The 12406-nt window shown below is 47.6% G+C and carries 9 protein-coding genes; 8 read left to right on the top strand and 1 reads right to left on the bottom strand.

All coding sequences use genetic code 11. The features are described 5' to 3' along the window. The first annotated feature begins 45 nt into the window (after positions 1 to 45). Positions 46 to 1734 carry a M23 family metallopeptidase gene (locus FHW36_RS00870; RefSeq protein WP_145660791.1) on the top strand — a complete coding sequence of 563 codons (1689 nt, stop codon included), beginning with the start codon at positions 46 to 48 and terminating at the stop codon, positions 1732 to 1734. A gap of 29 nt (positions 1735 to 1763) precedes the next feature. Further along, complete coding sequence (gene bcp, locus FHW36_RS00865) at positions 1764 to 2228, top strand: thioredoxin-dependent thiol peroxidase (protein WP_145660789.1); 465 nt, start codon at positions 1764 to 1766, stop codon at positions 2226 to 2228. Between the two features lie 73 nt (positions 2229 to 2301). Here bcp and FHW36_RS00860 read toward each other — a convergent pair whose 3' ends face one another. Next, complete coding sequence (locus FHW36_RS00860; protein WP_145660786.1) at positions 2302 to 3852, bottom strand: SUMF1/EgtB/PvdO family nonheme iron enzyme; 1551 nt, start codon at positions 3850 to 3852, stop codon at positions 2302 to 2304. Between the two features lie 153 nt (positions 3853 to 4005). Here FHW36_RS00860 and porU point away from each other — a divergent pair, with 153 nt between their 5' ends. The 6 genes from porU (at position 4006) to FHW36_RS00830 (ending at position 12386) form a co-directional block, all read left to right on the top strand. After that, a complete protein-coding gene (gene porU / locus FHW36_RS00855) occupies positions 4006 to 7413 on the top strand; it encodes a type IX secretion system sortase PorU (RefSeq protein ID WP_145660784.1) in 3408 nt (1135 codons plus the stop codon). A gap of 107 nt (positions 7414 to 7520) precedes the next feature. Beyond that, positions 7521 to 8699 carry a type IX secretion system outer membrane channel protein PorV gene (gene porV, locus FHW36_RS00850; protein WP_145660781.1) on the top strand — a complete coding sequence of 393 codons (1179 nt, stop codon included), beginning with the start codon at positions 7521 to 7523 and terminating at the stop codon, positions 8697 to 8699. Positions 8700 to 8816: 117 nt separating this feature from the next. After that, positions 8817 to 9305, top strand: a complete 489-nt coding sequence (gene ispF / locus FHW36_RS00845) for a 2-C-methyl-D-erythritol 2,4-cyclodiphosphate synthase (protein ID WP_145660772.1) — start codon at positions 8817 to 8819, stop codon at positions 9303 to 9305. Positions 9306 to 9341: 36 nt separating this feature from the next. Continuing rightward, positions 9342 to 9785 carry a dUTP diphosphatase gene (dut, locus tag FHW36_RS00840; RefSeq protein ID WP_145660766.1) on the top strand — a complete coding sequence of 148 codons (444 nt, stop codon included), beginning with the start codon at positions 9342 to 9344 and terminating at the stop codon, positions 9783 to 9785. Between the two features lie 3 nt (positions 9786 to 9788). Then, a complete protein-coding gene (locus FHW36_RS00835) occupies positions 9789 to 11525 on the top strand; it encodes a tetratricopeptide repeat protein (RefSeq protein ID WP_145660763.1) in 1737 nt (578 codons plus the stop codon). A 24-nt stretch (positions 11526 to 11549) separates the two neighbouring features. Beyond that, on the top strand, positions 11550 to 12386 hold the full coding sequence (locus FHW36_RS00830; RefSeq protein WP_145660760.1) for a DUF4292 domain-containing protein: 837 nt from the start codon (positions 11550 to 11552) through the stop codon (positions 12384 to 12386). The last annotated feature ends 20 nt before the right edge of the window (positions 12387 to 12406 follow it).

Raw genomic sequence — 12406 nt, 5'->3', positions numbered from 1 at the left:
GTGAAGGACACATAACCTTTTCCCTTTTTCCTACATTTGCATATTATGAAGAGAGTCATCGGCCTATTTTGTTTGCTACCGCAACTGTTACAGGCGCAATCTATTCCGGTAAAAGACTACCCGCAGGGCTATTTCAGAAATCCTTTGAATATTCCCATTGAACTGGCTGGTAACTTTGGAGAACTGCGACCTAATCACTTCCATTCGGGAATGGATATCAAAACCCAACAAAGGGAGAACCTGCCGGTCCATGCGGCAGCAGATGGATACGTAAGCCGCGTCGGTGTTTCACATACCGGGTTTGGTAATGTATTATACATTACTCACCCCAACGGATATACGACGGTATACGCTCACCTGAACGCTTTTTTTCCAGCCCTGCAGCAATACGTGAAAAAGCAGCAGTACCAGGCCGAGAGCTGGGCCAGCGACCTTGTTATCCCTGCCGGTATGTTTCCCATAAAGAAAGGCGATTTTGTGGCCTGGAGCGGCAACACCGGAGGGTCGGCCGGTCCGCATCTTCATTTTGAAATCAGGAATACCCAAACGGAAAAACCGCTAAACCCGCTGCTGTTCGGCTTTGACATCGCAGATACGCATGCCCCCGACGTATACCGCATCGCTGTGTACGACCGGGAGAAAAGCATCTATGAACAACAACCTATTACCCTGGCGGTAAAGAAGGCAGGAGGCGAGTATGTAACGGCGCAACCTGTCATTAAGATTAACGCCAGCAAAGCAGCTTTGGGCATTAGTGCGGTAGACCGCATGAATACCGGCAATATTTACGGTATTTATGAGGTAACCCTTTACCAGCGCAATGAGCCGGATATCGATTTCCAGCTGGATAATATTGGTTACGATGAAACCCGTTACCTGAATGCACATATCGATTATAAAATAAAGAAAGGTGGCGGTCCATACTACCAGCTGCTCTTTTCCTTGCCTGGCAACAAACTGGATATTTATCACGATGTAAAGGGGGATGGCACCATTTCGCTGGAAGATGGCGCAGTTCATGATGTGAAGCTGTTGGTGAAAGATGCCTATGGTAATACCTCCACCGTGAAACTGGCCCTACAGCAGGGTGGCCCGGAGCCGGCCGAGAAGCCTTGCGCCAATACGATGTACCCCGATTCCCGGAACATATTTGAAAATAACCAGGTAGAGTTTTACCTCGATGAAGATGCGCTATACGATAAAATTTGTTTCAACTACCTGGAAACACCGGCAACAAGCCCCAAGGCTTATTCCAATATTTTCCACCTGCATACGCCACTGGTACCCATACATGATTTCTTTGGCGTACGTATGCGCTCATCCAGGTCAGTACCGGAGCAGCTGCAATCAAAGGTGGTAATGGTGCGGGAAGGTATGGGAAGCAGCACTTCTGGAACCACACTGGAAAATGGCTGGTATAAAGGCACTTTCCGCGACTTTGGCAACTTCCACCTGGAAGTGGATACAATTGCGCCCAAAGTAACGCCATTGGGTGTAAAGCCTGGGGCTAACCTCGCCAAAGCGACGAAGATTGCCTTTGCCATGAACGATGCCAGTGGTATTCAGCGCTACCGCGCAGAGCTGGATGGCAAATGGCTGTTGTTTTCACGCAGAGGTAACGTACTTACCTATACGTTTGACGAGCATTGTCAGCCAGGAACACATGTACTGGTGATGAAAGTGACCGATGTGGCCGGAAATGAAGGCACTTACCGTTTGTCTTTTAAAAGGTAATTGAACACTGGAAACCTAAACTCTTATATATGGTGGAAAACTTGAAAGAAGGCGATAAAGCCCCTGTTTTTAAAGGAAAAGATCAGCATGGCAAAACCGTATCCCTGGCAGATTTTAAAGGAAAGCGGGTGGTGTTATATTTTTATCCGAAAGATATGACACCGGGATGTACTGCCCAGGCATGCAATCTGCGTGACAACTATACAGCATTGTTGAAAAAAGGATATGTGGTAGTGGGTGTGAGCACCGACAGCGAACAAAGTCACCAGAAGTTCATTGAAAAATATGAGCTGCCATTTACCTTACTTGCCGATGAAGATAGGAAGATTGTGAACCAGTACGGTGTATGGGGTGAAAAACAAATGATGGGAAGAGTATACGATGGTATTCATCGCACCACTTTTTTGATTGATGAGAAAGGCGTGATTGCACATATCATCAAAAAGCCCGACACTAAAAATCATACGGAAGAAATCCTGGAACTGTGGAAATAACCCGGTGATAAAAGCTATAAAAAAAGAGCGAAGATGATATCATCTTCGCTCTTTTTATTTCTTATACTAAGTATTATCTTTTCTGGCGTTGTTTCTTAAACAGGTTACCTGTTTTAAACTTGTTACCTTCCGGACTACCTACACGGTCCATAGCGCAACGGAAGCCAACGGTATTAGTGGCCATGTCTTCCTGCATGTAACGGCGCGTACCAGGGGAAAGCCAGTAAGCACGGTCGTTCCAGCTACCACCTTTCACCACGTGTGATTTATCGTTGATGAGGGAGGTGATACCGTAACCATATTCAACCTGGGAGAGGGAGTCACCATCGAGATAGTTGATTACATCCCCTTTCTGATAGTTAAGACGGTTAGCACTTTCTTCGTCTGTTACATCGCGCATTTTCAGGTGACCTAAGCTATCTTTTTCGAACTCTTTATTTTCGTTCTGGTAAACAGTCTGGAATTTGTTACCACGATAGTAGTTGAAGTCTTCTCCATCGATCGGGTTCAGTGGTCTGTATACGTCGAGTACCCATTCTGCTACGTTACCTGACATATTGTAGATACCGAAAGTGTTTGGATAAAATGAGCGGATAGGACCAGGGATAGAAGCACGGTCGTTCAAACCACCGGCCACACCCATGTTATCACCGGAACCACGCTTGAAGTTGGCCAGGAACTGGCCCTGCATGGTACCACGTCGGATATCACGTAAACCGCTGGTGTTGGTTCCCCAGGAGTATACCTGTTTGTTCATGATCAGCTCTTCCCCGTGTTTGCCTTCTTTTTTAGAAGGGCCAGGGTTTTGACCAATGTAACCCAGTGCAGCGTATTCCCATTCAGCTTCTGTTGGGAGACGGTAGTTAGGCAACATGATACCATCTTCAAAGGCAGCGTTACGGGGAGTTCCGTCCGCATTTTTGAACTGGCCTTTGGTGCCTTTAGACATTTTACCGGGAGTACCTTCGTATAAACCGGCAGTATATGATTTGGTGTCGAAAGTATTATCGTCTGACTGGTTGTTCACGTCTGCCTTGGAGAGCAGGCCTTTGTCCATCAGCAGTTTTTCGTTTACACGGTTGGAACGCCATTTACAGTAGTCGGTTGCCTGTTTCCAGGTAACGCCTACTACCGGATAGTCGTTATATGCCGGGTGACGGAAATAATATTCCACCAGTGGCTCGTTGTAGGCCAGCTCACTACGCCATACCAGGGTATCTGGCAACGCGTTACGGTATACATCCGGGAATGACTCGCCGTAAACGCGGTTCAACCAGTAGAGATATTCGCGGTAGTGTATGTTGGCTACTTCCGATTCGTCGATGTAAAAGGAGGAAACAGTAATACGACGTGGAATATTGTTCCAGTCGCCCATTACGTCCTGTTCCGTTGCTCCCATGGCAAAGGTACCGCCCTGCACGAAAACAAGACCAGGGCCTGTTTGCTGGTTTACGTTCTTTGCTACGCTGAAACCGCCCATTTTCTGGTCGTTATAGTTCCAGCCGGTAGCAGAAGAAGCCGACTTCTTCTTACCGAAAAGTCCCCCGCCGTCTTTGTGACAGGCACTCATGGATAGCATTACGCTGGTACCTACGAGCAATGATAAAGAGGTTAATCTACGCATGCGATACAGCTTTTGTCTAGTATATTTACAGTAAACGCAAATGTACTCTTTTTTATTTTATGGCGAAAAAAATTAATTTGTAATTTGCTGCCAATCGTCCCCGCTGATAAAGGGTCTTCTAAATCAACTGGCCGAAAAACGGCGATTAAGATAATGAAACTCAATTATATTTTTATAGGGATGTTCCTGATTTTTTTGCTGGGAGAAACCAGAACATATGCCCAGCAAAGCCCCAGGCAGTATAAAAAAAATACCGTGCTGACCGGTGGCAGCTGGTATAAGCTGGCCGTCAGCGAACCTGGCGTCTATAAAATAACCGGCTCCCTGCTCAAAAGTATGGGCATGGCCGCCCACCTGCCCACCGGGGCTATCCGCCTGTTTGGTACAGGGGGACAGATGCTGGACGAAGCCACCGGCTCCCCCCGTTATGACGATTTGCCCGAGGTAGCGCTTTATGCACAGGATAACGGTGATGGCTACCTGGATGACAACGACTACCTGCTTTTTTATGCCCCCGGCCCACATAGCTGGAAGTACGACCCCGGAACCGGTATGTTCAGCCATCAGCGTAACCTGTATGCCGACACCGCCTGGTATTTTATTACGGCCATGGACAATGGCCTCCGTATATCATCCGATTACACACCTTTACAACCCGGAATTCCGGAAAATACCTTCGATTACCGGGCCTTTTACGAACGGGACAGCATTAACTTCCTGAATAGCGGGAAGCAATGGTGGGGGCAGGAGTTTAGTAAAGTGATTGGGTTGTCGCGTAACTACCGTTTCATATTGCCCACGACACCTGCCGGGCCAGTAACGCTGACCATGCGGGCCGCCGCCCGCAGCGGTGGCAGTGGGAGTACCTTTAATGCCACCGTTAACCAGGCAAGCGCCATTAGCAGCCTGTATCTGCTGCCGGTGACCGATAATATCTTTGAAGGGGTGGCTACTGTGGCTACGGGCACGGGTACTGCTCCCGCGGCCCAGGCCCAGGTGGAAATTGGAGTGACCTTTGTCCCAGGTAGTCTCAATGACCGGGGCTGGCTGGACTACCTGGAGGTGCAGGCCCGTTGCCCGCTCGTATTACCGCCTAACGGTATGCTAGATTTTCGCAGTACCACTGCAGGCACTTCTCCCTATACCCCCCTGGCCCTGTATAACGCTGGCGGGCAAACGAAAATATGGGATGTTACCGATCCTATACACCCCGTAGCTGTAAACGGTATGCTACAGGGCGATTCCCTCCTGTTTAACCGGAAAAATGACCGCCTCCATGAATACATCGCGTTTAATGAAATAGTTGCCCTGACCCCTGTACTGGTGGGTGCCGTTCCCAACCAGGACCTTCATGGAAATGGGGCCGCCGATATGATTATCATCACCACCGTTGCGTTGAGAGGTGCGGCGGAGAGATTAGCAGCCCTGCACCGGGATATGGACCACCTGACAGTACAGGTAGCTACCATCGACCAGGTATATAACGAGTTTGGAGCCGGCACGCCCGATCCTACAGCGTTGCGTGACTATATAAAGATGTTTTCTGACCGGGGCCCCGCGCCCCGCTACCTGTTGTTGTTTGGTGCCGCGTCTTATGACTACCGCTGGCGGGTAAAGAATAATACGAACGACGTTCCCTCCTGGGAAAGTATGGCGTCGCTGGATGCTATCCGGTCGTATGTAACTGATGATTATTTTGGGATTTTGAAAGATGGTGGAGATATTAACCGCACGGACATACCGGATTTACCGGAAATAGGCATCGGGCGTATCCCGGCCCGCACGATAGGGGAAGCCTCGCTGGCAGTAGATAAAATTATTCGCTACCGGCAACCGGCTGCCTTTGGCCCCTGGCGCAACCAGGTAACCCTGGTAGCCGATGATGAAGATAATAACCTGCATTTTGAAGATGGGGAGAAAATGAGCACTGTCATTGCTGGTAGTGCCCAACAGCTCAACATTGATAAAATATACCTGGATGCCTGGCCCCAGGAAGCTGGTAGTGCCGGTCCCATTGCTCCGGCAGTTAATGCCGCCATAGCCAGGCGTATCAATAAAGGTACCCTGGTATTCAACTATTCCGGGCATGGCAGCAACTCCCGGCTGGCGGCAGAAAATATCATGGATGCTACCAGCATTAATGACTGGCATAACGATCAGCAGCTTCCCTTATTTATCACGGCCACCTGCGACTTTGCCCCATACGACGACCCGGGGATTACCTCTCTCGGGCACCGTGTATTATTACAGCATTCTGGAGGGGCTATTGCCTTAATGACTACCACCAGGGCCGTTTTTGCTGCCTCCAACCGATTAATGAATGCCAATTACCTGGACGTTGCCTTTACGCCATTGGCCGATGGTACTATGCCCTCCCTGGGCATGGCCGCCATGCTGGCTAAAAAGCGGACCAACAGCAGCTCCAGTGATGTAATCAATAACCGCAAGTTCCAATTACTTGGCGATCCGGCCCTCACCCTGGCCTTTCCTGCCTACCGGGTGGTGACTGATTCTATTAACGGGAAAGCGGTGAATGGGGCTGTGGATACGATCAAAGGGCTGGGAACCTACACCATCAAAGGGCATATTGCCGATGCGCAAGGAAAGGCCCTGGATACCTACGGCGGCACGCTGAACACTATTGTGTACGATCAGCCAGCCCAACTAAAAACACGAGGAAATGATCCTGGTAGCCAGCCAGCAGCGTATGTCGTACAGCAAAATGTCCTTTTTCAGGGCACGCAAACAGTGACTCAGGGGAAGTTTTCATTTACATTTGTGGCGCCACGGGACATCCGGGAGGGTACAGGTAACGGAAAGATTAGTTACTACGTGAGTAACGACCGGCAGGATGGTAATGGCTATTTCGATCATTTTACCACGACCGGCCTTGCAACCAACCCCGCCGAGGATGTAGCCGGACCCCTAATAACAGCCTGGTTGGATAACCGGCGCTTTAAAAATGGGGATATTACCGGGCCATCGCCGGTACTACTGGTAGACCTGGCCGACAGCAGCGGGATCGATATTTCCGGGAATAATGATGACTATCGGCTTATAGCCATCCTGGATAGTTCAGAATATTTTGTGTTAAATGATTATTTTGCGGCATCTTTGGACAGTTATAAGAAAGGAAGTATACTGTTTCCTTTGGGCGGATTGCCCGTTGGAGAGCATAGGATCACTGTTAAAGCATGGGACACTTATAACAATGCTGGCAACACTACTATCCATTTTAAAGTAGCAGAACAAGGAGCACTGGCAGTAGAAGAGGTGAGGAATTATCCGAACCCCTTTCATGATGCAACACGTTTTACCTTTTTGCATAACCAGCAGGGAGAAGAATTACAACTGACCCTGCAGGTATATACAGTAGGGGGGCGCTTGGTGAAAACATTACGCAGCACAATAATTTCTGTCACTGGTCGTTATGATGGCATACCCTGGGATGGTTGTGATGATGCGGGAGTAAAACTATCTCCAGGTCTGTACGTGTACAGGTTAATTATCAAGACCACGAAAAGAACGCAGACAAAAGGCGGTAAACTGGTATTATGGTAGCCCATGTAAAGTGCGTAATATTTTGACCAATATCCCAAATAAACCCCTTTCTATGTTATATTAATAAATAAAATTATTTTTACATCCTTATCAAATACAAAATCTGCATGATCCGAAAGGTAACAATGGGCTTCGTGTTCATTTACGGTACTTTCATAAGTTTTAACGTTTCAGCGCAAATCACCAATCCGGGGCAGACAGATGGACGTACTAATGCTGTAAATACAGCCGTCCCTTTTCTGAGAATTACGCCGGATGCACGAAGTGGTGCTATGGGCGATGTGGGCGTAGCACTCTCACCGGATGCATATTCTATTTATAACAACCTTTCCAAACTGCCATTCGCAGAAAAAAATGCGGGCTTTGCAGTTACCTATACTCCCTGGCTGAAAGAACTGGTGAATGACGTTTTCCTGGCCAGTCTTACCGGATATACCAAATTAAACGATAAAGAAGCCATATCGGGGTCTTTACGTTATTTCTCCCTGGGAACTATCAATTTCACAGACTTGACTGGCAATCCCAATGGAGATTTCCACCCGCGGGAGTTTGCGTTGGATGCAGGTTATGCCCGTAAGTTGTCTGACCACTTCTCTATCGGGTTAACCGGCCACTATATTTACTCCAACCTCGCAGGAGGCCAGAGTACCAACGATGGTATTATCAAGGCAGGTAAATCTTTCGCAGTAGATCTGTCAGGATTTTATACTAAAGAGTTTGAAAAATCTGATGGGTTGGTAAACCGGCTGAACATCGGGATGGCTATTTCCAATATCGGTACCAAGATTTCCTACCTGGGTTCTGCTGCCAACAAGGATTTCCTGCCCACTAACCTGGGTTTAGGAACGGCTTATACCATTTCCCTGGATGAAAGCAACCAGCTGACTTTTGCGCTGGATATTAATAAGCTGATGGTACCCACGCCGGATTCATCAGGTGCATATAAAGAGAAAGGCACCCTGCAGGGGATGTTCAGCTCTTTTACAGATGCGCCTGGAGGATTTAAGGAAGAAATGCAGGAACTCATGTATTCTGTAGGTGCGGAATATTGGTATAACCAGCAGTTTGCGGTAAGAGCGGGTTATTTCAACGAAAATAAATACAAGGGAAATCGCAAGTACTTTACTGCTGGGATCGGCGTCAAGTATGATATTTTCGGACTGAATTTTTCTTACCTGGTGCCTTCCGGAACCGGTATTCAGCGTAATCCGCTGTCGAATACCCTGAGGTTTACGCTGACCTTTGACCTGGGCCCGAGAGATGAGGAGAGTCGCACCGGCTGGTAACGATATACCTGTAAATAACTAATTGGTTAAACGGTTGAATCCCTCCGCCAGACGGGGGGATTTTTATATTTAATGCCTTACCTTGCGGATTGGCATAATGATTAAATAATTACGAATATGAGTAGGATACGTATTGGGTTAGGGGTAGATTTTCACCAATTGGTAGAAGGCCGGGAATTCTGGCTGGGAGGAGTATTGGTACCGCATCATAAAGGAGCGTTGGGACACAGTGATGCCGATGTGCTGTTGCATGCAATCTGTGATGCTATGCTGGGCGCGCTTTCGTTGGGAGATATCGGGGTGCATTTTCCCGATACAGATAATGCCTATAAGAATATCGACAGTAAGATATTATTGGCCCGTTGTGCGCAGCTCATTGGTGAAAAAGGTTACCAGGTAGTGAATGTAGACAGTACTCTTTGCCTGGAAGCACCCAAAATCAAATCTTATGTACCGGCAATGCAGGCTGTCATTGCATCTACCTTACATATCAGCACAGAAGATGTATCCGTAAAGGCTACCACCACAGAAAAAATGGGATTTGTAGGCCGCGAAGAGGGCGTTACAGCCCATGCGGTGGTATTACTGGAGCATATTACCCAGTAATTACCATTCCTTAGTATTTTAAAATATCTTTGTTCAATGGCGGATATTATTGTGAAAATTATTAATAAGTCCGGTAACGAATTACCGGCCTATGCTACGGCGGATGCGGCAGGGATGGACCTCCGCGCACACCTGGAAACAGCGGTAACGCTACAATCGCTGGAAAGAGTACTGATTCCTACTGGTTTATTTATGGAGCTGCCGGCTGGTTATGAGGCGCAGATCCGCCCACGCAGCGGGCTGGCTGTTAAACAGGGGCTTACCGTTCTGAATACACCCGGCACGATAGATGCAGATTATCGCGGAGAAGTGAAAATAATTATCATCAATTTGTCTAACGAACCGCAAACTATTCACCCGGGCGACCGTGTCGCTCAAATGGTCGTGGCCCCCTTTGTACAGGTGGCCGTTCAGCCAGTAACCGTATTGACAGAAACCGTTAGGGGAGAAGGCGGGTTTGGACATACCGGTAAATCCTGATAAATGCGGATCTACTTCACCGTTATAGGACTGGTTGGCCTTTTGTTAATGGGAGCTTGTAGTGGCGGCAGGCAAACGACGTCGCGGAAAAACGCAACCAACAAAAATGCCGTTGTGCTTGCACAACGGGCCGATAGCCTTTTTTTCGCCGCACAGCGTTCCAAAATGCTGGGCGATTACAGCACGGCCATCACCCAGTATATCGACTATCTACGGCTGAATAAAAATAATGCGACCGTCAACTATGAACTGGCCCGGCTGTTTATGGAAACGCAGCATGCGGAGAATGCCCTCCTCTTTGCCCGCAGAGCGGTAGCGCTCGATCCGCAGAATCATTGGTTCCAGATAACCCTCGCGGATGCGTATGCCGTTAATCAAAGATTTGACAGTGCTGCCTACGTGTTTGATGGCCTTACCAGCAAGTATCCCGATAACGAAGATTATCTCTATAATAAAGGCATACTCCTGGCGAAAGCCAACAAACCTGCTTCTGCACTAGCCACATTTAACCAACTGGAGAAAAAAGTGGGCGTAGTGGAAGAACTCATCTATCAAAAACAAAAATTGTTGCTGAAGATGAGCATGGTAGACGAGGCCGCCGCAGAAATACAGAAACTGATTGATCAGAATCCCCAGGAAATCCGCTACTACTACCTTTTGGCTGAGATCTATGATGCCAACGACCGTGTTCCTGATGCGGCATCGATATATCATACTATCCTGACTAAAGACCCGGATAACCCCAGGGCACTGATCGCCCTGGCTTCCTACGCCAGGAAGAACAATGACATGGCCACCTACTGGGGCAATCTTACCAAAGCTTTTGCCAATCCGAATTATAATATCGACGAAAAAGTAGCCTACGTATATCCATATCTTCAAATGTTGAACCTCGACACTGCCAAGCTGGACGAGGGATTGCGGCTTACTTCCCTGATTATCCGGGCACATCCACAGGATGCCAAGGGCTATGCATTACAGGGGGACATGTTTTCCCAGGCAGATATGATCGATAGTGCAGAAGTGAGTTATAAAAAGGCGATCAGTCTCGACGATACCCGCTTTTCGGTATGGTATCAGCTGATGTGGATTTACTCCCGTAAGGAAGATCCAACAGCATTGCTTACCCTCAGTAACAATGTTACCACCAAATTCCCCAAGGAATTTATGGGCTATTATTTTAAAGGGGTGGCCAGCTTCTTATTACAGCAATATCCGAATGCGATCAACTCTTTGAATACAGCATTGGAGATAGGGAATGGAGAAAAGAAATTTTTAGGAGATATTTATTCCCTGTTGGGCGATGCATACCACGCAACAGGTCAGCATAAGCAGTCAGACAGCAGTTATGAACGCGCTTTGCTGTTGCGTCCGAAAGATGCACTGATCATGAATAATTACAGCTACTACCTGTCGCTGCGGGGAGAAAACCTGGATAGGGCGGCGGAAATGTCAAAGCAGTCGCTGGAGATCGAACCCGATAGCCCAACTTACATGGATACCTATGCCTGGATTCTTTTCCGTCAGGAGAAGTTTACAGAGGCCAGGCAATGGATAGAAAAAGCCCTGCAGTATCCGGAGGCACAGAAAAATCCGAATGTACTGGAACATTACGGAGACATTCTGTTTAACCTGAAAGAAGTTACAAAGGCAGTGGAATACTGGCAGATGGCAAAAGACAAAGGAGCTTCCTCTGTTGGCCTGGTCCGTAAGATTGCCGAAAAAAGATATATTCAATAGGCTTTTAGCTACAAGTATTGATCAATGAAGAGAAATATTATCGTCACACTTTTAATTGCATCCATTGGTATAGGAATGATGGCCTGCCGTCATCCCAAGAAACTGGCAAGAAACACCTTCCCCGCAGCGGATACCAATAAGGTAATCGTTACCAGGGATAGCTCTTCCAATGAGGAGTTAACCAGGTTTACCAGTGACATGCTGAAGGGAATACATGCCAACCATATCGATTTTGCCACTTTTTCCGGTAAGATGAAATTGGCATTTGAAACAGATAAAAAAAGTCATAATAACCTGAATGCTACCTTCCGAATCAAAAAGGATAGCATCATCTGGATTTCTATTTCGGCGCCTATTGTAGACGAAGTGATCAGGGCCGTGATTACGCCGGATAGCCTTAAAATGTATAACCGGTTGGATAAACAATTATTCCTCCGGAAGATGTCGGATGCAGAGGAGTTGCTGAATATACCATTTGATTTCTCAACCCTGCAGGATATGTTGATTGGTAACCCGGTATATCTTACTGACTCTGTATACCAGGTAGTGAAAACGCCGTCTATCATTTCCTTCAGTTGTGATCATGCGAAGTTTGTAAGCCTGTTTAATGTGTTTGCGGATGACTATGGATTGCAGCAGAGCAAGGTCATGGACAAAGACAGCACCAGCGCTATTAAACGTTCCTGCGAGCTGACTTACGGCGATTATACAACGGTGGCCGGGCGTAAATTTCCCACCACCCGTCGTATTTATGTGGAAGAAAAAAATGTAACCAAGGTAGCGCTTGACTTTACGCGGTACGATTTTGATACGCCGCTGAGCTTTCCTTTTAGCATGCCTTCCAGCTATAAGCGCATGTAAAATGAACATTGCGTAAAATG

The sequence above is a fragment of the Chitinophaga polysaccharea genome (genome assembly GCF_007829335.1).
Classification (GTDB): Bacteria; Bacteroidota; Bacteroidia; order Chitinophagales; family Chitinophagaceae; genus Chitinophaga; species Chitinophaga polysaccharea_B.
The sequence above is the reverse complement of the archived record's forward strand: the minus strand, read 5'-3'. Positions and strand labels throughout refer to the sequence as shown.

Excerpts from the sequence above, each read along its gene's own strand:
- bcp (WP_145660789.1), top strand. The coding sequence starts at position 1,764 with ATGGTGGAAAACTTGAAAGAAGGCGATAAAGCCCCTGTTTTTAAAGGA.
- FHW36_RS00860 (WP_145660786.1), bottom strand. The coding sequence starts at position 3,852 with ATGCGTAGATTAACCTCTTTATCATTGCTCGTAGGTACCAGCGTAATG.
- ispF (WP_145660772.1), top strand. The coding sequence starts at position 8,817 with ATGAGTAGGATACGTATTGGGTTAGGGGTAGATTTTCACCAATTGGTA.
- FHW36_RS00870 (WP_145660791.1), top strand. The coding sequence starts at position 46 with ATGAAGAGAGTCATCGGCCTATTTTGTTTGCTACCGCAACTGTTACAG.
- porU (WP_145660784.1), top strand. The coding sequence starts at position 4,006 with ATGAAACTCAATTATATTTTTATAGGGATGTTCCTGATTTTTTTGCTG.
- FHW36_RS00830 (WP_145660760.1), top strand. The coding sequence starts at position 11,550 with ATGAAGAGAAATATTATCGTCACACTTTTAATTGCATCCATTGGTATA.
- porV (WP_145660781.1), top strand. The coding sequence starts at position 7,521 with ATGATCCGAAAGGTAACAATGGGCTTCGTGTTCATTTACGGTACTTTC.
- FHW36_RS00835 (WP_145660763.1), top strand. The coding sequence starts at position 9,789 with ATGCGGATCTACTTCACCGTTATAGGACTGGTTGGCCTTTTGTTAATG.
- dut (WP_145660766.1), top strand. The coding sequence starts at position 9,342 with ATGGCGGATATTATTGTGAAAATTATTAATAAGTCCGGTAACGAATTA.